Below are 25,198 nucleotides of genomic sequence, written 5' to 3'. Positions count from 1 at the left end.
CGGAAGGCTTGTGCGCCTGATGATGGGACCTTGGTTCGCGGTGACGTGCCACTGACGTCACTCCGAGGTCCAAGACCGTGTCTTCCGCCCCCATCGTACGATCGCGCCGCTTTTTGTTCGCGTCCGCCGCTCTCACATCTTTTGCCGCCACCGACATCCCAGCCACCCTGGCGCAGCAGGCCGTCGAGCCCTTGCCGCCGGTGGAGGTGTCGCCTCCGCAATCCCGCAAACAGGCAAAACCGGCCGGCCGGGACGCGGCAAGCGCCCGCCGAGCGGCTGCGCGCAGGCCAGCTGTTGCCACGTCCAAGCCGGTCGTGCCGAGCGCTTCAACGCCGACACCGCTCAACAGCAACGTTGTCGCCGAGAGCGCCTCCCGCCTTGGCCTGACCGTGCGTGAGACACCCGCGACCGTCGAAGTGATCTCCGCCTCGACCATCCGCGAGCAGGGCTACCGCACCGTCTCCGATGTCGCGCAAGGAGCCGTCGGCGTCACGGCCGGCGACAATCCGGCCGAGCCCTCGGCCTTCTCGATGCGCGGCTTCACCAACAGCCAGATCAACACGCTCTACAACGGCATCAAGATCGGCCCGCAGAACATGACCTCGCGGATCATGGACACGGCCAATCTCGACGCCGTGGAAATACTGAAGGGGCCGGCGTCGCTGATCTCGGGCGAAGGCGCCGCCGGTGGTGCGATCAATTTCGTCACCAGGCAGCCGCACACCGGGCCGATCCGGAATGAGGCGGACTTCTCGTATGACTCCCTGAATTCGTTCCGTGCGCATTACGGCTCGGGCGGAAGCACCAATGTGCAGGGTCTGGACTACCGCTTCGATGTCAGCCGGTCCTCGCTCAACGGCTTTGCCGACGATACCAACACCAGAACGCTCGATGTCTCCGGTGAGCTCGATTACCGCATCTCCGACAGCCTCAAGGTCTGGGGCGCGATCGAATATCGCGAGGACCGCTCAAAAGCCTATTGGGGCGCGCCGCTGGTGCCGGTCGCTTTCAGCGGCTCGCATACGACGGCCGGTATCGTTTCGGGCACTTATATCTCGAACTTCAACGGGACCAATCTCGGGCCTGTTACCATCGACGATCGCACCTTCAACACCAACTACAACGTCCTCGACAACCGTAACGTGGCGCAGGAAGTCTGGCTGCGTGGCGGCTTCGAGTTGAAGCTGGCGCCCGACTTGACGCTGAAGAGCCAGGCCTATGCCTACGGTGCCGAGCGCAGCTGGTTCAACAACGAGGTCGAGGCGTTCAACACGACGACGAACACGGTCGATCGCAGCCGGTTCTATGTCGCGCACAGCCAGCGTCTCGTCGGCAACATCACCGACCTGACCTGGGATACTGATATCGCAGGTTTCGACAATCGTCTCGTCACGACGCTGTCGTCGAGCTACCTCGACTTCGTCAGGCCGGGAGCTGCGAATTTCCCCGGCGATTCCGTCTCGCTGGTCGATCCCATCAGAGGCTTCTACGGCTTGCTCACGACCCAGCGGCAGACCGCGCGGATCGACAACGAGGCGCTGTCGTTCGAGGACCGGCTGAAGCTGACGCGCAGCTTCGCGCTGGTCGGCGGCTTGCGCGTCGAGCATATCGGGCTCGATCGCAATGCGACCGACGTCAATGGCCTCGAGAGGGCAAACTTCCCGTTCACGAAGGACTGGGCGCCGGTGACGGGGCGCATCGGTTACACCTGGGAAGCCGCACCGGGCCTGACTTTCTTCAGCCAGTACGCCACCGGCGCCGACATCTCGGCCAACAACATCTTCCTGCTGGGACCGACGCAAAACCTGGATCTGACGACCGCGCGCACATATGAGACGGGCGTCAAGCACCTACTCTGGGATAATAGGGTGGAGTGGTCGTTCTCGGCCTACGACATCCTGCGCAAGAACGTCTACGCTGCAGCTGGCGGCCAGACGCTCAACATTGCGGGACGGCAGGAATCGAAAGGTGTCGAGCTCGCTGGATCGATCCGCCCGATCGAGCCTTTGCGGCTCTGGGGCAACATCGCCTATGTCGATGCGCGCTATGCCGACTACGATTTCGTCGGCGGCTCGTTCTCGGGTCATGCGCCGCCGAACGTGCCGCGCATCGTCGCCAATGCCGGCGCGTCCTGGCGCTTCGCGACGTCCTGGCCGGTCGAGCTCGGCATCACCGGCCGGCATGTCGGCGATCGTTACAACAGCGACGACAACACGGTGACGATGAATGCGTACACGGTCGGCGATGTCTATGCTTTCGTCGACATCCCCAAGACGGTGTTCGCTGCGGTCGACCAGGCCCGCTTGACCGTCCGGGTGCGCAATTTCACCGACAAGCGCTACGCGATCTGGGGCGACCCGTTCTATCCCGACCAGATTCTGCTGGGTGCGCCGCGGACCTACGAGATCTCCGCTGCGTTCAAATGGTAGGGCGCTAGTCACGTGATGGGTGTGATCGTCCTTACGCACCGCTGGCTCGGGATCGCGTTCTGCCTCCTGTTCGCGACGTGGTTTGCGAGCGGAATCGTCATGCATTTCGTTCCGTTTCCGTCGCTGACGGACGCGGAGCGGTTTGCCGGCCTTGCGCCGCTGGCGCGCGGAGCACCGTTCGTGCCGGTTGTCGATGCCGTCGCCGCGAGCGGAATCGGGGATGCCACTCGCGTGCGACTGCTTCAGCGCAGCGATGGGCCGGTCTATATCGTGTCGGCACCGTCGGGCGTGCGGGCTGTCCATGCGTCAGATGGAGCCGGCGCATCGGTGGAATCTCCTGACCTCGCGCTCGCCATCGCCCGGAATCACGCCCGCGGCCGCGGGCTCGATGCCGCACGCGCCGCAGTCCTTGCTCGTGCCGATCACGATCAATGGAGCGTTCCGAACGGCTTTGATGGCCATCGGCCTCTGTTCCGCGTGGCGCTCGGCGATGCCGCTGGAACGGAAATCTATGTCTCGTCGCGCACCGGAGAGGTGGTGCTGGACACGACCCGCAGCGAGCGGGGATGGAATTGGGTCGGCAGCGTCCTGCACTGGATCTATCCGACAGTCCTAAGGAGCAATTGGGCGCTGTGGGATCGCGTGGTCTGGACCCTGTCGCTCCTGGCCTTGATCGCCGCGCTGCTGGGTGCGGTGCTCGGGATCATCAGGATCAGGCGGCGAGGCGGGCTGATCGGTTCTCCCTATCGCGGCTGGCACGCGCTGCATCATTTCATTGGTCTCGTCTCGACCGTTTTCGTGCTGACCTGGATTTTCAGCGGCTGGCTCTCGATGGATCACGGCCGGCTGTTCTCGCGCGGGCAGCTGACCCCGGCTGAAGCCGCTTTGATCAATGCGTCGCCGGACTGGAAGACTGTTCCGCCGGTCGATGGGAGGCCGTCGATCGCCCGGGATGTCGAATGGTTTGCCTTCAACGGCAATCTCTACCGACGCGAGAGAGTGGGTCTCGACCGGCAAATTCTGGTACGACCAAATGGCGAAGAGCAGGAAGGTTTGACCGCGCAGGAGGTCGGCGCCTTGATGGCGAGGCTTGCCACTGGCTGCAGCACGCCACTCGCTCTCGCCGAGAACGACGACTATCCGGCGCAATCGGTCATCGCTCGTTCGCCGGTCTACCGCGCGCGATGCGGTGACGTCTGGTTCGATATCGACAGTGCCGACGGCAGCATCCTGCAAAGGCTCGATGCGTCGCGTCGGGCCTATCGCTGGTTCTACCGTGCGCTACACACGCTCGATTTCCCTGTTCTCATGGCGCATCCGCGATTGCGTGATGTTCTGGTTATCGGGCTCTGTGCGCTCGGGCTGGTCTTTTCCATCACCGGCATCGTCATCGGCTGGCGGCGCCTGGGTCTGTCGTTCTGATCGCCCGTGCGATCGAGCAAGGCCCGGACGGCCAAAACGCATATCCGAGGCCTTGCGAAGCGGGCCGAATTTCTGAAACATGGGCCGTCAGAACATCGTGGAGACCCAAGTGACGCAACTCGACCTCGCCATTCGCGGCGGCACCATCGTGACGGCCAGCGACGAGTTTCGTGCCGATATCGGCATTCGCGACGGCCGCATCGTCAGCATCGCCGATCATCTCGAAGGTGCCGCGCGCGAGATCGACGCGACGGGGCTGCTGGCACTGCCCGGCGGCATCGACAGCCACGTGCATATCTCGCAAGCCTCCGGCCCCGACGTCGTCATGGCCGACGATTTTGCCTCGGCGACGCGCGCGGCGGCAGCCGGCGGCAACACCATGGTGCTGCCCTTCGCGCTGCAGGAGAAGGGCACCTCGCTGCGCACCTGCGTCGAGAACTACCGCAAGCTCGCCGAAGGCGAATGCTATATCGACACGGCGTTTCACCTCATCATCTCCGATCCGACGGCGGTCGTGCTCGGGCAGGAGCTGCCGGCGCTGGTGAAGGACGGTTACACCTCGTTCAAGGTGTTCATGACCTATGACGACCTCGTGCTCAGCGACAAGCAGTTGCTCGAGGTGTTCGACGTCGCGCGCCGCGAGCAGGCGCTGGTGATGGTCCATTGCGAGGGCTACGACGCCATCCGCTTCCTCACCAGCAAGCTCGATCGCGAAGGCCACATCGCGCCTTACTATCATGGCGTGTCGCGTCCGCAGGCGGTCGAACGCGAGGCGGCGCACCGTGCCATCAGCCATGCCGAGGTGGTCGGCGTTCCCATCATGATCGTCCACGTCTCCGGCCGCGAGGCGATGGAGCAGATAAGGTGGGCACAGCAGCGCGGGTTGCCGGTTCATGCGGAGACCTGTCCGCAATACATCACGTTGACGGCCGACGACATGAAGGGCCTGAATATGGACATATCAGGCGCGAAATACGTCTGCTCGCCGCCGCCGCGCGATGTCGAAAGCCAGCAGGCGATCTGGGAAGGCATCACGACAGGCGTGTTCCAGACGTTCTCGTCGGACCATTGCCCGTTCCGCTACGACGATCCCAAGGGCAAGCTGACGCCGAATGCGCGCACCTCGTTCCGCTGGGTGCCGAACGGCATTCCCGGCGTCGAGACAAGGCTGCCGATCCTGTTCTCCGAGGGCGTCTCGAAGGGACGCATCAGCTTGCAGAAATTCGTCGAGCTGACCGCCACCAATCATGCCCGCATCTACGGCCTCTATCCGCGCAAGGGCTCGATCGGGGTCGGCTTCGACGCCGATATCGCGCTGTGGGACCCGAAGTTGAAGAAGCCGATCCGGCAGGCCGATCTGCACCACGGCTCCGACTATACACCCTGGGAAGGCTTTGATGTCACGGGCTGGCCCGTCACCACCATCGCGCGGGGAAGGGTCGTGTATGAACAGGGCAGGATCGTCGGCGACAAGGGCGCCGGCGAGCTGCTGAGCCGCGGCAAATCGAGTCTTGTATAACCGGCGGATGATGCATCGCGGCGAGGCCGCGGCGCGCCTTTCTATTTTGTCACGGCACGTGCGGAGAGCGTGACGACACACATCATCGCGGCGAGCATCCAGAACGCCGTCGGCAGGCCGACCGCGTGGGCGACAAAACCGATGCCGGCAGGGCCGACCAGAACGCCGGCATAGCCGGCGGTGGTGATTGACGCCACCGCGAGCCCTGTGGGCATTGCGGTCTGCCTGGCGGCGCCGCGAAACAGCACCGGGACGAGGTTCGACGCGCCGAGGCCGATCAGCAGGAAGCCGGCTATGGCAATGGGGGCGCTGGGTGCAAGCAGCAGCACCGCAAGGCCCGCGACGGCGAGCAGGCTTCCCCCGACCAGCGTCGCGCGATCGCCGATCCGCGCCACGATGGCATCGCCGCCAAGGCGGCCTGCGGTCATCGCGATCGAGAACACGATGTAACCGATCCCGCCCTGCGCCTCGCTGACGAGGCCGGCGCCGATGACGAGCAGGGCGCCCCAGTCGAGCATCGCGCCTTCGATCAGGAAGGTGATGGCCGCAAGCAGTGCCAGCAACAGCACGATGCCATGTGGCAGCACGAACAGCGGTCCCTCCTGCGCCTGTGCCCTGCGCAGCAGGCGCGGCGAGGCGAGCGCCATCGCGATCAGCATCAGCGCGGAGCAGATCAATGTGCATGCGAGCGGCCCGAGATGAAACGACAGCAGCGCGGTCATCACTGCCGATCCGGCGAACCCGCCGATGCTGAAGAGTGCGTGAAAGCCCGACATCAGCGGCTCTCTCGCTGCGCGCTCCACCTCGACGGCATGGATGTTCATGGCGACATCGATCGAGCCGAGCGCCGCGCCGAATGCCAGCAGCGCCACCGCCAATGTCACCGGCGTGCCGGCCAGGGCCAGTAGCGGCAGCACCAGCGCGAGGCCGATTCCGCCCGCGATGATGATCGGCTTGCTGCCATAGCGCGCGGTCAAGATCCCGGTTGCGAGCATCGCGACGACGGAGCCGATGCCGAGGCTGAGCAGCAGCAGACCGAGAACGGCATCATCGACCGCGAGCCGCGCCTTCGCGAACGGCACCAGCGGCGCCCAGCAGGCAAGACCGAAGCCGGCGACCAGGAACGAGAGACGCGTGGCGAGCCGCGTCGCAGGCCGGTCGGCTGAAGTCATGTCGTGAAGCTCCAGGAGGGAACGGAGAGGAGGGAAAAGCGCGCGATCGCGGGCGAGGCGGGTACCTAGATCATCAACCCAGAATGAACACCAGAGTTCCGGCAATGCCTGGAGTTGACGAATTGTATCATTGTGATGTCAGCCAACATTCCTCACTGCCCGACGAGCAGCTGAGCTGACTGTCATGCATAGCTCCTAGGCGCCAACGATTGCGCGCCGCCATTCGAACGCCTGCTAATTAGTCAGACGGTCTGAATCGCTGTGATTGCAGCGCAGCGAAGATCGGGGTTTGCGCGGAGAAATCCGTGGTGCGCCGCATCTTGCAGTGGTGAACGTTCCGCCACCCGCATGCTCACTCCGCGGGCAGTGCGATCGCCGGGGTGAGCCGCAAACCGCACGGTCCGGGCGTGCAGCATCATCTCTGCGCCCGAGGGTTTAGCTTGGCGAGGCAGCAAGAGGATCGACGGCATGAAAGCTGCTTTGGTGGAAAAACGGCGCGGGGCTGCGTTATGCTGCGCGCGCCGACCCGCCATTGAAGCTGCGATCGCCAGCCTCGCCAAGAAAAGTCGTCAAGAAGTCAGGAACTCGCTGATGCGAATCGTCACTGTTGCCGCTGCCCAGATGGGCCCGATCCAGAAAGCAGACAGCCGCGAGGCCGTGGTCAAGCGCATGATCGCGCTGATGGACGCGGCCAAGGCGAGGGGGGCCGACCTGATCGTCTATCCCGAGCTGGCACTGACGACGTTCTTCCCGCGCTGGTATGTCGAGGACCGCTCGGAGTTCGACATCTGGTTCGAGCGCGAGATGCCGAATGCGGCAACAAAACCGCTGTTCGATCGCGCGGCGCAGCACCAGATGGCGATGAATTTTGGCTATGCGGAGCTGACGCCCGACGGCCACCATTTCAACACCGCCATCCTCACCGACAAGTCGGGCAAGATTGTCGGCAAATATCGCAAGGTCCATCTGCCGGGCCATGTCGACTACGATACCAAGCGTTCGCATCAGCATCTGGAGAAGCGCTATTTCGAGCCGGGCGATCTCGGCTTCAAGGTCTGGCGCGAGCTCGGCGGCATCATCGGCATGGCGATCTGCAATGACCGTCGCTGGCCCGAGACCTATCGCGTCATGGGTCTGCAGGGCGTCGAGATGGTGCTGATCGGCTACAACACGCCGTCGGTGAATGCGGAGAAGAGCGAGGAGGGTGTCGAGAAGCGCCTGTTCCACAACCGCCTTTCGGTGCAGGCCGGCGCCTATCAGAACGCGACCTGGGTCGTCGCGGTCGCCAAGGCCGGCGTCGAGGACGGGCATCCGCTGTTCGGCGGCAGCCTGATCGTCGATCCCAACGGCGAAATCGTCGCAGAGGCCAAGACCGAGGACGACGAAGTTCTGGTCCATGCCTGCGACCTCCATGCCACGACGTTCGGCAAGACCACGATCTTCGATTTTGCCCGGCACCGCCGTATCGAACATTACGGCCTGATCACCAGCCAGACCGGCGCAGTGCCGCCGCCGGAGACGTGACGCCGATGGCGGGCATGGGGATCTCTCTCCGCGAGCTCGACCCGCGCGATCGTTACAAGCTGCTGTGCGGCGTGATCGTGCCGCGGCCGATCGCCCTGGTGACGACGCTCGACGAGAATGGCGCCGTCAATGCCGCGCCGTTCAGCTTCTTCAACGTATTCTCCGAGAGCCCGGCGCTGATCGTGCTCGGGCTCCAGCACAAGCCGGATCATTCGCCAAAGGACACCACGCGCAATATTCATCGCGACGGCGAGTTCGTGGTTCACATGGTCGATGAGGCGCTGTCGGGGGCGATGAATGATTGCGCGGTCGATTTCCCGTCGGGCGACAGCGAGGTCGCGGCGACCGGGCTGGCCACGCTGGCCTCAGTCGACGTGAAGGTGCCGCGCCTGGCCGCAGCGCCGTTCGCGCTTGAATGCCGGCGCCATCTCGTGCTGAACTTCTCGCCGGATCGCGAGCTGCTGATCGGCGAGGTGCTGCGGGTTCATGCCCGCGAGGGCCTCGTCGACGAGGCCAACATGTATGTCGATCTCGACGCTTACAGGCCGATCGGCCGCATGTTCGGCAATCTCTACACAACGCAGCGGGACACGTTTGCGCTGTCGCGCGAGAGCCACGCGCAATGGCTTGCGCGCACACAAGAGCTGAAGGACGCCTAGTGGGCCGAAAACTGCACCGTACCCAGCGCCATCGTGACGGCAGCCTGTGTCGGGTCGATCACGGCAATGCCCAGCGCGTCTTCGAGCGGGCGGCGATGGCGCGCCATGCCGGCGCAGCCCATGACGATGGCGCGGGCGCCGTCCTCGTCGCGCAATGCGCGGCCAACCTCGATCATCTTCGCCAGCGTGCCTTCGCCGGACGCCGTTTCCGCGACGCTCATGTTGAGCGGACGCTCGCCGGCAAGGCGCTCGGTCAGCCCCATCTGCCGGAGATAGCGCATGTGGCGCGGGATCGAGCGCTGGGCGATCGCGATGACGCCGAACGTTTCGGCGCGCGCAAGCGCGGTCAGCACGCCGCACTCGGCGATGCCGAAGACCGGCCTGTCAGTGCCTTCGCGACAGACCTGAAGCCCGGGATCGCTGTAGCAGGCGATGACGAAAGCGGCCGAGCTGTTGTCGCCTTCGACCAGCTTGCGCAGCGGCATGGCGACGCTGTCCACGTCAGCCTGGCTTTCAATGCCGAATGGCCCCTCGGCCAGCGACTGGCAGACCAGTTCCGGGCCGCCCTCGAAGCCGAGCGGCTTCAAGGCTTCCTCCAGCCCTTGCGTGACTGCAGGATTGGAGTTCGGATTGATGACGAGAATGCGCGGCCGGGACATGATGGTCTTCCTGAATGGCGATCATTTGGCTCAGGCATATCATGGAGTGCCTCATGACTGAACCCACCTACGACCTGATCATTCGCGGCGGACGCGTCGCCACCACCACCGATGTGTTCGAGGCCGATGTCGCCATCTCCGGCGAGACGATCGCGGCGATCGGCAAGGGCCTGCCGGCGGCCAAGCGCGAGATCGATGCGCGCGGCAAGCTGGTGCTGCCGGGCGGCGTCGACAGCCATGCGCATATCGAGCAGCTGTCCGCGGCCGGCATCATGAATGCCGATACTTTCGAGAGCGCGACGGTCTCGGCGGCATTTGGCGGCACGACCACCGTGATCCCGTTTGCCGCCCAGCATGTCGGCATGAAGCTGCCGCAGGTGGTGGAGGACTATCACGCGCTGGCGAAAAAGGGCGCGGTGATCGACTACGCCTTTCACATGATCATTGCGGACGCGACCAGGGAGACGGTCGAGGAGCACATCCCGGCGCTGGTGAAGCAGGGCCACGCGTCGATCAAGATCTTCATGACCTATGACCGCCTCAAGGTCGATGACGAGCCACTGCTCGACATTCTCCTTGCGGCGCGCCAGTCCGGCGCGATGCTGTGTGCGCATGCCGAAAATCACGGCATCATCGCCTGGATGGTCAAGCGGCTGCTCGCGCGCGGCTACACCATGCCGAAATACCACGCCGTCAGTCATGCCCGCGTCTCGGAGGCGGAGGCTTTTACCCGGCTGATCGGCATGGCCGCGCTGATCGACCAACCGATCATGATCTTTCATGTCTCGACCGCCGAAGGCGCCAAGGTGATCCGCGACTCGCGCGGCCAGGGGCTCAAGGTGTTCGCCGAGACCTGCCCGCAATATCTGTTCCTCACCGCCAATGATCTCGACAAGCCGGGCGCGGAGGGCGCCAAGTGGATGTGCAGCCCGCCGCCGCGCGCGCATTCCGACCAGGAGGCGCTGTGGCAGGCGCTCTCGCTCGGTGATCTCCAGACCATCTCGTCGGATCACGCGCCCTATCGCTATGACGAAACCGGCAAGCTGCGTGCCGGTCCAAACCCGAACTTCAAGCAGGTCGCCAACGGTCTTCCGGGACTGGAGCTGCGGCTGCCGCTGCTGTTCGACGCGATGGTGTCGAAGGGCAGGCTGGGCCTCGGAAAATTCGTCGAACTGACCGCGACGGCGCCGGCCAAGATCTACAATCTGCATCCGCGCAAGGGGTCGATCGCCGTTGGCGCTGACGCCGATATCGCGATCTGGGATCCCAATCGGGAGACCGTGATTGCCGACGAGATGATGCATGACCTCGCCGGCTACACGCCGTTCGCCGGCCGCAAGCTGAAGGGCTGGCCGGTGTCGGTGCTGTCGCGCGGGCGCGTCATCGTCGAGGGAGACAAATGCCTGGCGAGCGCGGGTAGCGGCAAGTTCCTGGCGCGCAATGGCGGTGAGGCGGCGAAGCCGACCGGTCGGCTGGTCGCCGACATGGATCCGGAGCGGAATTTCGGGGCGAAATTGCTGTGATCGTGGATCGCGCGCGATGAAGGTCCTCATCTTCGGTGGCACGGGTTTTGTCGGCCTTAACATTGCCGAGGCGCTGCTGGCGCGCGGCCACGATGTGACGCTTTATGACCGCGCTGAATTGCCGTCACCCGCGCGACGATCTCTTGCTGACCACGGCGCACGGCTCAAGGCCTTGCAGGGCGATATCACCGACACGGATACCATCGACGCCATCATTGCCGAGGGCGTTGATGCGATCGTGCTCGGCGCCGCGATCACCGCTGGCGAAGAGCTCGAGCGTGCCTCGACTGCGCGCGTCCTCGAAATCAACGTGATGGCGCAGATCCCGATCCTGCTTTCTGCGATCCGTCGTGGCGTTCGCCGCGTCGTCAATCTGTCGTCGGCATCGGCCTATGGTGCGGCTGGCGCGCGGGTCGAACTGCTTGACGAGGAGACGCCCTGCGATCCCGCCTCGTTCTACGCCATCAGCAAGTTCACCTCGGAGCGGTCTGTCGCGCGCCACGCCGAACTCTTTGGCGGCGATTTCCTGAGCGTGCGACTGAGCGCCGTTTTTGGCCCGTGGGAGCGACCCAGTTCGGTGCGCGATACGCCGAGCCTCCAGTTCCAGATTCTGGCCGCGTTTGCGCGTGACAAGGTGGCGGTCATGCCTGAAGCGGGTGTGAGGGACTGGATCTACGCTCCGGATGCTGCCGAAGCCGTGGCAATTCTGGTCGAAGCCGAGCGGCCGCGCCATCGGCTCTACAACATCTCCCGCGGCGAGTTATGGCCGGCGCTACAATGGGGCGAGGCGTTCGCAACCTTGAATCCTGGCCTGCAATGCCGGCTCGCGGCGCCCGGCGAGAACACCGCGATCAAGCTGCATGGGTCCCCCCGCGCGCCGCTGTCGGTCAGGCGGATGGCGGACGAGTTCGGCTGGCGCGCGCGGTTCGGTTGCGTCGAATCCGCCGCTGCGATGAGTGCCTGGCTGAAGCAGCACAAGGAGTGGATCTGAGATGCGGCTGCAAGGGCTGACGGCCATCATCACGGGAGCAGCATCGGGAATCGGCCGCGCCAGTGCAAAGCTGTTTGCGGAAGAGGGTGCGCGTCTCGCGCTGGTCGATCGCGATGCTGTGGGACTTGCGGAGACGGCAAGCCTCGTGGGCGAGGCCACGACGCATGTCGGCGACGTCGGAGATGCCAGCTTGGCGGAGACGGTCGTCGGCGATGTCGTCGCACGTCACGGCCGCCTCGATATCCTCATGACGGCCGCCGGCTTTTCCGTCGGCGGCACGGTGCTGACGACGAGCCTCGAGGACTGGGACGCGGTGTTCCGCGCCAATGTCGGCGGCACCTGGCTGTGGGCGCGGGCCGCGGTGCCGCAGATGCAGCGGCAGAAGAGCGGATCGATCATCACCCTGGCCTCGCAGCTTGCGGTCGCCGGCGGCAAGGGCAACAGTGCCTATATCGCCGCCAAGGGCGCGATCGTCAGCCTGACGCGAACCATGGCAGTGGATTTTGCAACCGACGGCATTCGCGTCAACGCGATTGCGCCCGGCGCGATCGACACGCCGATGCTGCGCCGCAGCTTTGCCCGTCACGCCAATTCCGACGAGGTGCGCGAGGCCTCGCGCAACCGCCATGCCATGAAGCGGTTCGGCCAGGCAGAAGAAATCGCGCAGACCGCGCTGCATCTTGCCAGCGATGCGTCCTCGTTCACGACCGGGACGGTGATGGTGGTTGACGGAGGCTGGCTCGCGGCATGAGTGAGGCGCTGACAGCACTTGAAGCCGACGTTCGCGCCGATCTCGCCCGGATCGCGCATCCTCATGCCGCTTGGCTCGAGCCGAAGACGGGGCCGGACGGCAAGCCGGCGCTGGACGTGCTGATCATCGGCGCCGGCCAGTCCGGTCTCGCCATCGGTTTCGGCCTGATGCGCTCGCGCGTCAGCAACATCCTGCTGCTCGACAAGGCCGAGGAGGGCAAGGAGGGCCCGTGGCTCACCTATGCCCGCATGCCGACGCTGCGCAGCCCGAAAGACTATACGGGGCCTGATCTCGACATCCCGAGCCTGACCTATCAATCCTGGCACGAAGCGCGTTTCGGCAAGGAAAGCTGGCAGGCGCTAGCCCTGATCCTGCGCGAGCATTGGGCGGAGTATCTGCTCTGGCTGCGACGCACGATCGGCCTGCCGGTGCGCAATGGTTGCGAGCTTCAGGAGATTGCGCCTGCGGCGGACGGCTTGCTTGCCGCGCGGGTCAAGCGGGGCGATGCCGTCGAGACGCTCTATGCGCGCAAGATCGTGCTGGCGACGGGGCAGGAGGGCATGGGCGACTGGATGATCCCGGAGCAGTTGCGTGACCTGCCGGCGAGCTCTGTCGCATCAGTCGCGGACGATATCGATTTCGAGAGCCTGCGCGGCAAGCGGGTCGCCGTGATCGGCGCCGGCGCTTCCGCCTTCGACAACGCAGCCACCGCGCTCGAAGCAGGTGCGGCGGAAGTGCACCTGCTCTGCCGCCGCGCGCAGATCCAGGTGATCCAGCCCTATCGCTGGTTGACCTTCCGTGGCTTCCTGCGCCATCTCGGCGACCTCGACGATGCCTGGCGCTGGCGCTTCATGCGCAAGATCCTCGAAATGCGCGAGGGCTTTCCGCAGCCGACCTATGATCGCTGTGCGCGTCATGCCGCTTTCACATTGCATGAAGGCGCGCCGGTCGAAGCCGCTCGACAGACCGACGACGGCGTCGAATTGCAGACACCGCGCGGCGTCGTTGCCGCGGATTTCGTGATTTGCGGCACCGGTATTGACATGAACTTTGCCGGCCGCGGCGAGCTGGCAAAATTTTCCGGCAATGTCGCGACCTGGGCCGACCGCTACCAGCCGCCGGAGAACGAGCGCAACGCGCGGCTCGGCCGTTTTCCCTATCTCGCCGACGATTATGCCTTCACCGAGCGCGTGCCCGGCGAGACGCCGTGGGTCGCGGACATTCATCTTTTTGCAATCGCCTCCACCATGAGCTTTGGTCCGTCCGGATCGTCGATCAACGCGATGACGACGGCGGTGCCGAAGCTGGTCCATGGTCTGACGCGCGGCCTGTTTCGCGCCGATGTCGAGCGCCACTGGGCCTCGCTCTGCGCCTATGACGTGCCGCAAGCCGTGGTGACGCGGCCGGCGCGAGCAAGGGAACAATCGCGATGATCACCCATGCGCCGCCGCGTCGAAACGCCTCTGCGCATTGGCGCGTAACTTGCTTGCTTCTGGACCTGTCTTGTTGGCGTTTTCAGTCGAAAATCTTGAGGAAAACAAATGCGTTTTGTGTCTTTCAGGCCAGCGACCTCGGTCCTCGCCACCACCGCGCTGTTGCTGATCGCCACCGCGCCGTCGCAAGCGCAAACCCGGGCGGAGACACTGCGCTACGTCACCGGCGCGACCGTCAACACGCTCGATCCTAACATCCCGGGATCGACGCGCGAGTCCTTCGCGCTCAGCATGAGCACCTATGACCGCCTGGTCTCGTTCGGCCGCAAGCAGCTCAACGGCAAATGGGTGTTCGATCTCGACACCATCACCGGCGAGCTCGCCGAATCCTACGACGTCAGCCCTGACGGTCTGAAGCTGACCTTCCACCTGCGCAAGGACGCAAAATTCCAGGACGGTACGCCCGTCACGGCCGAGGACGTGAAATGGTCGCTCGATCGCTGCGTCACCGCGCCGGTCCTCGGCAAGGCGCAGCTGCTGACGGGTTCGATGACGTCCGCCGACCAGTTCAAGGTGATCGATCCGCTGACCTTCGAGGTGACGCTGCCCAAACCCGACAAGCTCGCGCTGCCGAACCTTGCGACCGTCTATCCGATCATCATCAACGCGAAGCTCGCCAAGGAGCACGCGACGGCGGATGATCCCTGGGCCACGGCGTGGCTGAAGGAGCACACCGCGGGCAGCGGTGCTTACATCCTCGAGACCTTCAAGCCCGGCGAGCAGGTCATCATCAAGCGCGACGAGAGCTGGAATCGCGGCTCGCCCGGCAAGCCCGCCTTCTTCAAGCGCGTGATCATCCAGTCGGTGCCGGAGCCGGCAACCCGCGCCAACCTGGTCGAGCGCGGCGATGCCGACCTCGTTGTCGACCTCCAGGCCAGCGACGTGCAGTCGCTCGAGGCCAAGGGCAAGCTCAAGGTGATCTCGACGCCGCAGTACAATGCGATCACCTTCGTCTCGATGAACAACCAGCTGCCGCCGTTCGACAACGTCAACGTCCGCCGCGCCATCGCTTATGCGCTGCCCTATGACGACATGTTCAAGGCCGCCCTGTTCGGCCGCGGGGCGCCGCTGTTCGGTGCGTCCTGGCCGGACGGCAAGCCGCTGAACGGCATCTATCCGTTCCAGCAACCGGTGAAGCTCGATCTCGACAAGGCGCGCGAATACCTCAAGGCGGCAGGTCTGCCCGAAGGCTTCTCGACCACCTTCAGCTTCAACGTCGGCCAGGCCTCGACCGCGGAGCCGATGGCCGCGCTGGTGAAGGAATCGCTCGGCAAGATCGGGATCAAGGTCGACATCCAGAAGCTGCCGGACGCGCAGATGTCGACGCAGATCAACGAGAAGAAGCTTCCCTTCTTTATCGAGGGCGTCGTAGCCTGGTTGCCGTCGACCGATTACTTCTACCGCAATTTCTACACCGGCAATCAGCGCTGGAACTACTCCTCGATCAACAATCCCGAGCTCGTCGCGATCGCGCAGGAAGCCCGCTTCGAGCCCGACAAGGCCAAGTACGAGGAGGACGGCCGCAAGCTCAACGCCATCCACAACAGCGAGATGCCGCAGATCATGCTGTGGCAGCCGAACCAGGATGCGGTGATGGCGGCCTCGGTCGAAGGTTACACCTACGAATTCCATCGTCAGGTCGACTATCGCGACGTCAGTCGCAAGTGACTTAAATAGATCAAGTAACGTCCGTGGAGAGAGGCTCCGAAAGGTGACGACCGGTCTTGGTGCAACGTTGGTACGGGCGGGCAGGCGGCTTCTGTCGTCGCTGCCGGCGCTGTTCGGCGTGCTGGTCTTCACCTTTCTGTTGATGCGCGTCTTGCCCGGCGATCCCGCGGTGTTCTTCGCCTCGGGGCCCAATGCCGGCAAGGAGGAGATCGAGCAGATCCGCAAGCAGATGGGGCTCAACAAGCCGGTCCCGGAGCAGCTGATGTACTATCTCTCCGACATCGGCCGCGGCAATCTCGGCCGCTCCATGATGACGGGGCAGCCGGTGCTGAAGGATCTGCGTGAGCGCCTGCCGGCCTCGCTCGAGCTCACCTTCACCGCACTCCTGATCGCGCTGATTGCGGCGGTGCCGCTCGGCGTGGTCGCGGCGCTCAAGCCGGGGTCGATCGTCGATCACGGCGTGCGGCTGTTCTGCGCGCTCGGCGTCTGCGTGCCGACCTTCGTGTCGGGACTGCTGCTGATCTACGTGTTCTACTATCTGCTCGGGCTTGCGCCAGATCCGACGGGGCGGATCGACGTGTTCACCTCGCTGCCGCCGTCGCGCACCGGCTTCCTGTCGATCGATTTCCTGCTCGCGGGAGACGTTGAGGGCTGGTGGGCGGCCTGCAGGCAGTTGATCCTGCCGGCGGTGAGCATGGCCCTGTTCGTGATTGCGCCGCTGGCGCGGATCACGCGCGCCTCGATGCTGGTCTCGCTCGGCAGCGATTTCGTGCGCACCGCGCGTTCGGTCGGACTGTCCTGGCACAAGGTGGTCGTCACCTATGCGCTTCGCAACGCGATCCTGCCGGTCATCACCATTGCCGGCATCGTGTTCTCGACCATGCTGGGCGCCAATGTGCTGGTGGAGAAGGTGTTCTCGTGGCCGGGCGTGGCGTCGTACGCGCTCGATGCGCTGCTGTCGTCCGACTATGCGCCGGTGCAAGGTTTTGTGCTGCTGATGGCCAGCCTGTTCGTGCTGGTCAATCTGCTGGTCGACATCTGCTACGGCATCGCCGATCCCAGGGTGTCGATCGAATGACCAGCGCTACTCTCCGCCATTCGGTCTGGATCTTGCGTGGCAATCCGCTCACCGGTGTTGCCGCCGCCGGGGTTGCCTTGTTCGTCCTGCTCGCGATCTTCGGACCGTGGATCGTGCCTTATGATCCCGTGGTCTCGAACGTGTCCGAGGCCTTGCAGCCACCGAACGCAGCGCACATCGCCGGGACGGACCAGCTTGGCCGCGACGTGTTCAGCCGCCTCGTCATTGCGGCGCGGCTCGACCTTGCCATCGCGGTGTCCGCGGTCGGTATCTCCTTCGTGATCGGCGCCGTCGTCGGTGCATTCTGCGGCTATGCCGGCGGCAAGCTCGACCGTACGGTTGGCCGCTTCGTCGACGTCATGATGGCCTTTCCGCTGTTCGTGCTGGCGATGGCCATGGTCGCCGCGCTCGGGAACCGGATCGAGAACATCGTGATCGCGACCGCGATCATCAATCTGCCCTTCTACATCCGCTTTGCGCGCGCCGAGGTGAACGTCCGCCGCAATGTCGGCTGGGTGGAGGCCGCGCGCGCCTGCGGCGAGAGCCATTTTTCCGTCGTGCTGCGTTTTCTGCTGCCGAACATTCTGCCGGCGATGGCGGTGCAGATTTCGCTCAATCTCGGCTGGGCCATTCTCAACGCGGCCGGTCTCTCTTTCATCGGTCTCGGCGTCAAGCCGCCGACGCCGGAATGGGGCATCATGGTCGCGGAGGGCGCGCGTTTCATCTCGACCGGGCGGTGGTGGCTGGTGGCCTTTCCAGGCCTCGCGCTGATGATGGCGGTGCTGTGCTTCAATCTCCTCGGTGACGGGATGCGCGACATTCTCGATCCGCGGATGCGCACATGAGCGAGGAACTGCTCAGGATCGAAGACCTCCACGTCGCCTTCTCGACGCGGCGCGGCATGGTCGAGGCGGTGCGCGGTGTCACGCTTTCGGTCTCAAAGGGCGAGATGCTCGGCCTCGTCGGCGAGAGCGGATCGGGCAAGTCGGTGACAGGCTTTGCGACGACCCGGCTGCTCGATGCGGCCGGCCGCGTCACCGGCGGGAAAATCCTGTTTCGCGGGCAGGACGTGACCAAGCTCGGGGGCGATGACCTTCGCCAGCTCCAGGGCGCGGCGATGTCGATGATTTTTCAGAACCCGCGCGCCGCGCTGAACCCCATCCGCGCGATCGGCCTGCAGATCGCGGACGCGATCCTCACGCACAAGAAGATATCGAAGCACGCCGCCCGCGCCGAAGCGCTCGACTTGCTGCGCGCCGTCCAGATCCGCGACCCCGAGGCGCGGATGAGCGCCTATCCGCACGAACTCTCCGGCGGCATGTGCCAGCGCGTGATGATCGCCATCGCGATCTCCTGCAATCCGGCGCTGCTGATCGCCGACGAGCCGACCACCGGTCTCGATGTCACCACGCAGAAGGTGGTGATGGATCTCCTGGCCGATATCGCTGCTGCGCGCGGCATGGCGACGATCCTGATCACGCACGATCTTGGGCTCGCGGCGCGCTATTGCCGGCGCATCGCGGTGATGGAGCGCGGTCGCATCGTCGAGGAGGCCAGTCCGCAAATCCTCTTCGGCGCGCCGCAGCATGCCTATACCCGCCGCCTGGTTGCGGCGTCGCCGACCGCGACATCCCGCATCGAGGATCTCGTCACCGAGGAGGAGCGCGAGCGCAATGCCGCAGTCGTGACCAGGCCCAGGCAAGAGCTCGCACATGGCACGCCGCCGCTCCTCGAGGTGCGGAAACTGGCCAAGCGCTTCGACCAGGGCTCCGCGGCGGTCGCCGACTTCTCCATGACGATGGCCGGCGGCGAGAGCGTCGGGCTCGTGGGTGAATCCGGCTCCGGCAAGAGCACGACGTCGCGAATGATCTGCCGCCTGATCGACCCGAGCGAGGGCGACATCGTGTTCGACGGACAGTCGATCGGCCACGTCGCCTCGCGCGACTTCCACCGTTCGCCGTTGCGCAAAGACATCCAGATGGTCTTTCAGGACCCGAACGAAAGCCTCAATCCGCGCTACACGGCTTTCGATTGTATCGCCCATCCCCTGATGCGGCTCGACGGCATGCGCGCAGGCGACGGCTTGCGCCAGCGCGTGGAGGAGTGTGCGGAGCGGGTCGGACTGCCGCTTGACCTGCTGCCGCGCTTTCCCCATCAACTCTCCGGTGGTCAGAAGGCCCGCGTCGGCATCGCGCGCGCGATTGCCTGCCGGCCGCGGCTATTGGTGCTGGACGAGCCAACCGCCGCGCTCGACGTCTCGGTGCAGGCCGTGGTGCTGCAATTGCTCGATCGCCTGCGGCGCGAGAACGACATCGCGCTGCTGTTCGTCAGCCACGATCTCAACGTCGTGCGCATGCTCTGCGACCGCACCATCGTGCTGCGCAACGGCGGCATCGTGGAGCAGGGCGAGAGCCGTGCATTGTTCGATAATCCGAAAACCGACTATACCCGCAAGCTGGTCGAGGCGATCCCTCATATCGACACCGGACCGGTGCTGGCGGCCGCTCTTTGATGCGTTGGCTCATCAAAAAGTCGGTAATATCCTGCTGGCGGACGCGCGGTTACTGGCATACCATTTGCACGCAAATGGGTTCGATTTCACCTGCCCCTGGCCAATGAACGGCCGGCATCACAGCATTACTGGGAGGACTTCATGGATCGCAGGACCGTATTAAAGGGACTGGCTGGCGCGAGCGGTCTGGCATTGAGCGGCGGCCTCTCGGCCCCGGCGATCGCACAAGGCGCGGCTGCCAAAACCCTGCGTTTCGTGCCGCAGGCCAATCTTGCCAATTTCGATCCCATCTGGGGCACGCAATATGTCGTGCGCAATGCGGCCGCGATGGTCTGGGACACGCTCTACGGCGTCGATGCCCAGCTTCAGCCGCAGCGCCAGATGGTCGAATCCGAGGAGACCACCGACGACGGCAAGACCTGGACCTTCAAGCTGCGATCCGGGCTCAAATTTCATGATGGCGCGCCGGTGCTGAGCAAGGACGTCGTCGCGAGCCTCACCCGCTGGGCCGCGCGCGACCCGATGGGCCTGATGCTCAAGGCGATCCAGCAGGAACTTACCGCGGTCGACGATCGCACCTTCAAATGGGTGCTGAAGCAGCCCTTCCCGAAGCTGCTCTACGCGCTCGGCAAGAACAATGCGCCGGTCGCCTTCATCATGCCGGAGCGCATCGCCCAGACCGACCCGTTCAAGCAGATCACGGACTATGTCGGCTCCGGCCCGATGAAGTTCGTCACGGGCGAGTGGGTGCCGGGCGCGAAAGCGGTGTTCGAAAAGTTCGCCGACTACGTGCCGCGGCAGGAGAAGGCGTCTTGGCTCGCAGGCGGCAAGCAGATGCTGATCGATCGCATCGAGTGGGTGATCATGCCGGATCCGGCGACGGCGGCGGCTGCGCTGCAGAACGGCGAGATCGACTGGTGGGAGAACCCGATCGCGGACCTCGTTCCCGTCCTGAAGAAGAACAAGAACATCAGCGTCGATATCGGCGATCCCCTCGGCAATATCGGCTCGTTCCGCATGAATTTCCTGTATCCGCCCTTCAACGACGTGCGGGCGCGGCGCGCGGTGCTGATGGCGCTGAGCCAGGAGGACTACATGCGCGCCCTCGTCGGCGACGACGATACGCTGTGGAAGCCGCTGCCCAGCTACTTCACGCCAAATACCCCCCTCTATACCGAAGCGGGCGGCGACATTCTGAAGGGCAAGCGCGATTACGACGCAGCCAAGAAGCTGCTCGCCGAGAGCGGCTATTCAGGCCAGCCGGTCACGTGCCTGGTGGCGCAGGATCAGCCGATCACCAAGGCGTTCGGGGACGTGACCGCAGACCTCCTGAAGAAGCTCGGCATGAATGTCGACTTCGTCGCGACCGATTGGGGCACGGTCGGCTCCCGTCGCGCCCAGAAGACACCGCCCGGACAAGGCGGCTGGAACATGTTCCACACCTGGCATGCGGGCGCGGACTGCATCAACCCGGCACCCTACACCGCCATTCGCGCCAACGGCGACAAGGCCTGGTTCGGCTGGCCCACCAGCGCCAATACCGAGAAGGAGGTCGCGGCCTGGTTCGACGCCAAGAATCTCGACGAGGAAAAGGCCGCAGTCAGCCGGCTCAACACGGCGGCGTTCGAGGACGTCGTCTACGCGCCGACCGGCTTCTTTCTCAGCTATACGGCGTGGCGCAAGAACGTCTCCGGGATCACCAAGGGACCGCTGCCGTTCTTCTGGGGCGTATCGAAGACCGCATGATCACACGCTGACACCAGATGCTCTCCTACATCCTCCGTCGCGTCGCCGCGACCCTGCCGGTGATGGCAATCGTCGCGCTGTTCGTGTTCAGCCTGCTTTACATTGCCCCGGGTGATCCCGCTGTGGTCATCGCGGGCGACCAGGCAAGCCCGGAGGATGTGGAGCGCATCCGCCAGAGCCTCGGCCTCGACCGGCCGTTCCTGATCCAGTTCGGAAGCTGGGTCTGGCGCATCCTGCACGGCGATCTCGGCACCTCGATCTTCACCAATCTGCCGGTGTCGACGATGATCGGGCAGCGTCTCGGGCCGACGCTCTCGTTGATGGCGATCACGCTGCTGCTCACCATCGTGGTCGCGGTGCCGCTCGGCGTCGTGGCGGCGTGGAAGGCCGGCAGCCTGATTGACCGTGCCATCATGGGCTTCGCCGTGTTCGGATTCTCGCTGCCGGTCTTTGTGGTCGGCTACGTGCTGGCCTATGTCTTCGCGCTCGAGCTCGAATGGCTTCCCGTGCAAGGCTATACGCCGCTGACCGAGGGCTTCTGGCCGTGGCTGCAAAACCTGATCCTGCCGGCGATCGCGCTCGGCTGCGTCTATATCGCGCTGGTCGCGCGCATCACGCGCGCCTCCATGCTCGAAGTGTTGCAGCAGGACTATATCCGCACGGCCAAGGCCAAGGGCATGGGGCAGGGCGGCATCCTGTTCATTCACGCGCTGAAGAACGCGGCCGTGCCGATCGTGACCGTCATCGGGATCGGCATCGCGCTCCTGATCGGCGGCGCCGTCGTGACGGAAAGCGTGTTCGCGATCCCCGGTCTTGGCCGCCTAACGATCGATGCGATCCTGCGCCGCGACTATCCCGTCATCCAGGGCATCGTGCTGCTGTTCAGCTTCGTCTACGTCCTCGTCAATCTGATGATCGACGTCACCTATACGCTCGTTGACCCGAGGATCCGCTATTGACCGATACGACAGTCAATCCGCAATTGCTTCCGGCCGGCCTCGTCCTCGCGCCGCAGTTGCCCGAAATCCTGCGGCCGGTCACGATCCGGCGCGGCTTCATCGGGTTCCTGCGCGGCCACCCCACCGTTGCGATCGGCGGTGCGCTGCTGCTGGCGCTCGTGCTGATCGCGGTTTTTGCACCGTATCTCTGGACGGTCGATCCGACTGCGCTGGCGCCCGCCAGGCGCACCCGAGCGCCGTCGGCGGTCTACTGGTTCGGTACCGACGTGCTCGGCCGCGACATCTATTCGCGCGTGCTGTTCGGCGCGCGGGTTTCGCTCACGGTCGGCCTGTCGGTCGCGATATCAGCCTCAGCGGTCGGTCTCGCCATCGGCATGGTCTCGGGCTTCGTCCGCTGGGCCGACGGCATCATGATGCGCTTCATGGACGGCTTGATGTCGATCCCGCCGATCCTGCTGGCGATCGCGCTGATGGCGCTGACGCGCGGCAGCGTCGGCAACGTGATCCTGGCGATCACCGTTGCCGAGATCCCGCGCGTCTCGCGCCTCGTCCGCAGCGTGGTGCTGTCGCTGCGCGAGCAGCCCTATGTGGACGCCGCGGTCGCCTGCGGCACGCGGACGCCGATGATCATCCTGCGGCACATCCTGCCCAACACGATCGCGCCGATGCTGGTGCAGGCGACCTATATCTGTGCCAGTGCGATGATCACCGAGGCGATCCTGTCCTTCATCGGCGCCGGCACGCCGCCCACCATTCCCTCCTGGGGCAACATCATGGCCGAGGGCCGTGCGCTGTGGCAGGTCAAGCCCTACATCGTGTTCTTCCCGGCGGCGTTCCTCTCCGTCACTGTGCTCGCCGTCAACCTGCTCGGCGATGGCCTTCGCGATGCGCTGGATCCGCGCATGGCCAAGCGTCTCTGACCGGAGCTGATCGCGATGGCGTTGTTAGAGGTCGAAAACCTCCAGACCCACTTCCGCACCCCTAGCGGCATCAACCGCGCGGTGGACGGTGTGTCCTTTCACGTCAACGAGGGCGAGACCCTCGCCATCGTCGGCGAGTCCGGCTGCGGCAAGTCGGTCACCTCGATGTCCTTGATGCGCCTGATCCCGGAGCCCCCGGGCAGGATCGCAGGCGCCATCCACTTCGCAGGGAAAGACCTCCTGCGGCTGTCGGACCGCGAGATGCGTGCCATCCGCGGCAACGACATCTCGATGATCTTCCAGGAGCCGATGACGAGCCTTAATCCGGTTCTCACGGTCGGCCGCCAGATCCGCGAGACGCTCATGATCCATCAGGGCCTGGACAAGCAGGCCGCCGAGGCGCACGCGGTCGAGATGCTGACGCTGGTCGGCATTCCCGAGCCGGGGCGCCGCGTGCGCGAATATCCGCACCAGCTGTCTGGCGGCATGCGCCAGCGTGTGATGATCGCGATTGCGCTCGCCTGCAACCCAAAACTCCTGATCGCGGACGAGCCGACGACGGCGCTGGACGTCACCATCCAGGCGCAGATCCTCAAGCTGATGCTGGACCTCAAGCGCCGGGTGGGGGCCGCGATCATCCTGATCACCCACGATCTCGGCGTGGTCGCCGAGATCGCCGAGCGCGTGATGGTGATGTATGCCGGCCGCAAGGTCGAGGAGGCGCCGGTGGCCGAGTTGTTTCGCTCGCCGCGTCATCCCTATACGCAAGGATTGCTGGGCGCGGTGCCCAAGCTCGGCTCATCGCTGTCAGGCACCACGACGCGGCTTGCTGAAATTCCGGGACAGGTGCCGGATCTGCGCAAGCCGATCGCGGGCTGCGTCTTCGCCGGCCGCTGCGCGCTCGCGACCGACCTCTGCCGGCAATACGCGCCGGGGCTCGAGGAGAAGGGACCGCGCCACATCGCCGCCTGCCACTACGCCGCCAAGGGAGCCGTCGCGGCATGAGTATCCCACTGCTCCAGGTCAACGACCTCAAGAAGCATTTTCCGGTCAAGAAGGGCCTGTTCGGACGGCAAACCGAGTTCGTCTATGCCGTCGACGGCGTCTCGTTCGAGATCGCGCGCGGCGAGACCCTATCGCTGGTCGGCGAGTCCGGTTGCGGCAAGTCGACGGTCGGCCGCGCCATCCTGCGGCTGTTCGACGTGACATCGGGCCAGGTCATCCTCGACGGCCAGCGCATCGACGATGCGCTTCCGAGCACGATGCGCCAGATGCGGCGGCGCGTGCAGGTGGTGTTCCAGGATCCGTTCTCGAGCCTCAATCCGCGCATGCGGATCCGCGACATCCTGGCCGAGCCGATCCGCAATTTCGGCCTCGCCAAGTCCGCGATCGATCTCGAGACACGCGTGACGGCGCTGATGGACACGGTGCGCCTGCCGCGTGAAGCGCTGAACCGCAGGCCGCACGAATTCTCCGGCGGCCAGCGTCAGCGCATCGGCATCGCGCGGGCGCTCGCGGCCGAACCGGAGCTGATCGTTTGCGACGAGGCGGTCTCGGCGCTCGATGTCTCGGTGAAGGCGCAGATCGTCAATCTGTTGCAGGATCTCCAGCGCGAGTTTGGCCTTGCGCTGCTCTTCATCAGCCATGATCTCGCGATCGTCGAGCACATGACCCACCGTGTTGCGGTGATGTATCTCGGCAAGATCGTCGAGGTGGCGCCGCGCCGGGAGATCTTTGCGGCGCCAAGGCATCCCTACACCAAGGCGCTGCTCTCGGCGGTGCCGCTGCCGGATCCCGGGGCCAAGCGCAATCCCATCATCCTCGGCGGCGACGTGCCGAGCCCGATCAATCCGCCGAGCGGATGCCGCTTCCACACCCGCTGCCCCTATGTGTTCGACCGTTGCCGGACGGAAGAGCCGCAGCTTCGCTCGACCGAAGGCGAGCAATGGGTGGCCTGCCATCTGGATGCGCTGCCGGCGGAGTAGGGGGCAGCGCCAGTCGATCGGCGCCGCCCTGTTTCGTTCGTGAGTCAATGCTCCCCGATCAAAATATTCCGCTTTACCGAAATTCGGAAACATCGTATGTGTCGTCCATCCCGGCTCGACCTTGAGGGGCGATCGTACGTCGTCACGGATCGCGAGCCGGGCTTGCGGTGGACGCGGCAGCGTCGGCA

Annotated in this window: 20 protein-coding genes; 18 read left to right on the top strand and 2 right to left on the bottom strand. The window is 64.9% G+C overall.

Annotated features, from left to right (window positions below; genetic code table 11):
- Positions 1–77 precede the first annotated feature (77 nt).
- From M2427_RS29095 to hydA (M2427_RS29085), 3 genes are all read left to right on the top strand, one after another.
- Positions 78–2,429: a TonB-dependent receptor gene (locus M2427_RS29095; RefSeq protein WP_280710316.1), complete on the top strand. Its 2,352-nt coding sequence runs from the start codon at positions 78–80 to the stop codon at positions 2,427–2,429.
- Positions 2,430–2,441: 12 nt separating this feature from the next.
- Positions 2,442–3,851, top strand: coding sequence for a PepSY domain-containing protein (locus M2427_RS29090; protein WP_280710315.1), 1,410 nt, complete (start codon positions 2,442–2,444; stop codon positions 3,849–3,851).
- Positions 3,852–3,960: 109 nt separating this feature from the next.
- Positions 3,961–5,370, top strand: coding sequence for a dihydropyrimidinase (gene hydA / locus M2427_RS29085; protein ID WP_280710314.1), 1,410 nt, complete (start codon positions 3,961–3,963; stop codon positions 5,368–5,370).
- A gap of 41 nt (positions 5,371–5,411) precedes the next feature.
- Here the strand turns inward: hydA (M2427_RS29085) and M2427_RS29080 are convergent, their stop codons facing one another.
- Positions 5,412–6,542 carry an MFS transporter gene (locus M2427_RS29080; RefSeq protein ID WP_280710313.1) on the bottom strand — a complete coding sequence of 377 codons (1,131 nt, stop codon included), beginning with the start codon at positions 6,540–6,542 and terminating at the stop codon, positions 5,412–5,414.
- 591 nt (positions 6,543–7,133) lie between these two features.
- Here M2427_RS29080 and M2427_RS29075 point away from each other — a divergent pair.
- Both M2427_RS29075 and M2427_RS29070 read left to right on the top strand, forming a co-directional pair.
- Entirely contained in the window at positions 7,134–8,066 is a 933-nt protein-coding gene (locus M2427_RS29075) for an N-carbamoyl-D-amino-acid hydrolase (protein ID WP_280710312.1), read from the top strand.
- Positions 8,067–8,071: 5 nt separating this feature from the next.
- Positions 8,072–8,725 (top strand): flavin reductase family protein, encoded by a 654-nt coding sequence (locus M2427_RS29070; RefSeq protein WP_280710311.1) that lies wholly within the window; start codon positions 8,072–8,074, stop codon positions 8,723–8,725.
- On the opposite strand, the gene M2427_RS29065 is transcribed toward M2427_RS29070, so the two are convergent.
- Positions 8,722–9,384 carry an aspartate/glutamate racemase family protein gene (locus M2427_RS29065; RefSeq protein ID WP_280710310.1) on the bottom strand — a complete coding sequence of 221 codons (663 nt, stop codon included), beginning with the start codon at positions 9,382–9,384 and terminating at the stop codon, positions 8,722–8,724. The genes M2427_RS29070 and M2427_RS29065 overlap by 4 nt on opposite strands.
- A 53-nt stretch (positions 9,385–9,437) precedes the next feature.
- Here M2427_RS29065 and hydA (M2427_RS29060) point away from each other — a divergent pair, with 53 nt between their 5' ends.
- The 13 genes from hydA (M2427_RS29060) (at position 9,438) to M2427_RS29000 (ending at position 25,010) form a co-directional block, all read left to right on the top strand.
- Complete coding sequence (hydA, locus tag M2427_RS29060; RefSeq protein ID WP_280710309.1) at positions 9,438–10,907, top strand: dihydropyrimidinase; 1,470 nt, start codon at positions 9,438–9,440, stop codon at positions 10,905–10,907.
- Between the two features lie 16 nt (positions 10,908–10,923).
- Positions 10,924–11,898 (top strand): NAD(P)-dependent oxidoreductase, encoded by a 975-nt coding sequence (locus M2427_RS29055; protein ID WP_280710308.1) that lies wholly within the window; start codon positions 10,924–10,926, stop codon positions 11,896–11,898.
- A gap of 1 nt (position 11,899) precedes the next feature.
- Complete coding sequence (locus M2427_RS29050; RefSeq protein ID WP_280710307.1) at positions 11,900–12,649, top strand: SDR family oxidoreductase; 750 nt, start codon at positions 11,900–11,902, stop codon at positions 12,647–12,649.
- Positions 12,646–14,082: an NAD(P)/FAD-dependent oxidoreductase gene (locus tag M2427_RS29045; protein WP_280710306.1), complete on the top strand. Its 1,437-nt coding sequence runs from the start codon at positions 12,646–12,648 to the stop codon at positions 14,080–14,082. The genes M2427_RS29050 and M2427_RS29045 overlap by 4 nt, the downstream gene beginning before the upstream one ends.
- 108 nt (positions 14,083–14,190) lie before the next feature.
- A complete protein-coding gene (locus M2427_RS29040) occupies positions 14,191–15,810 on the top strand; it encodes an ABC transporter substrate-binding protein (protein ID WP_280710305.1) in 1,620 nt (539 codons plus the stop codon).
- A gap of 43 nt (positions 15,811–15,853) precedes the next feature.
- On the top strand, positions 15,854–16,888 hold the full coding sequence (locus M2427_RS29035; protein WP_280710304.1) for an ABC transporter permease: 1,035 nt from the start codon (positions 15,854–15,856) through the stop codon (positions 16,886–16,888).
- On the top strand, positions 16,885–17,733 hold the full coding sequence (locus M2427_RS29030; RefSeq protein ID WP_280710303.1) for an ABC transporter permease: 849 nt from the start codon (positions 16,885–16,887) through the stop codon (positions 17,731–17,733). The genes M2427_RS29035 and M2427_RS29030 overlap by 4 nt, the downstream gene beginning before the upstream one ends.
- Complete coding sequence (locus tag M2427_RS29025) at positions 17,730–19,400, top strand: ABC transporter ATP-binding protein (RefSeq protein WP_280710302.1); 1,671 nt, start codon at positions 17,730–17,732, stop codon at positions 19,398–19,400. Before M2427_RS29030 ends, M2427_RS29025 begins: the two co-directional genes overlap by 4 nt.
- Before the next feature lie 141 nt (positions 19,401–19,541).
- Entirely contained in the window at positions 19,542–21,146 is a 1,605-nt protein-coding gene (locus tag M2427_RS29020; RefSeq protein ID WP_280710301.1) for an ABC transporter substrate-binding protein, read from the top strand.
- Between the two features lie 17 nt (positions 21,147–21,163).
- Positions 21,164–22,105 carry an ABC transporter permease gene (locus M2427_RS29015; RefSeq protein ID WP_280710300.1) on the top strand — a complete coding sequence of 314 codons (942 nt, stop codon included), beginning with the start codon at positions 21,164–21,166 and terminating at the stop codon, positions 22,103–22,105.
- A complete protein-coding gene (locus M2427_RS29010; RefSeq protein ID WP_280710299.1) occupies positions 22,102–23,025 on the top strand; it encodes an ABC transporter permease in 924 nt (307 codons plus the stop codon). Before M2427_RS29015 ends, M2427_RS29010 begins: the two co-directional genes overlap by 4 nt.
- Before the next feature lie 15 nt (positions 23,026–23,040).
- A complete protein-coding gene (locus M2427_RS29005) occupies positions 23,041–24,030 on the top strand; it encodes an ABC transporter ATP-binding protein (protein WP_280710298.1) in 990 nt (329 codons plus the stop codon).
- The gene (locus M2427_RS29000; protein WP_280710297.1) at positions 24,027–25,010 is read left to right on the top strand and encodes an oligopeptide/dipeptide ABC transporter ATP-binding protein; all 984 of its coding nucleotides are present in this window, start codon (positions 24,027–24,029) and stop codon (positions 25,008–25,010) included. The genes M2427_RS29005 and M2427_RS29000 overlap by 4 nt, the downstream gene beginning before the upstream one ends.
- Positions 25,011–25,198 lie beyond the last annotated feature (188 nt).

Origin of the sequence: Bradyrhizobium sp. BR13661 (genome assembly GCF_029892425.1) — a bacterium.
GTDB lineage: Bacteria > Pseudomonadota > Alphaproteobacteria > Rhizobiales > Xanthobacteraceae > Bradyrhizobium.
The sequence above is the reverse complement of the archived record's forward strand: the minus strand, read 5'-3'. Positions and strand labels throughout refer to the sequence as shown.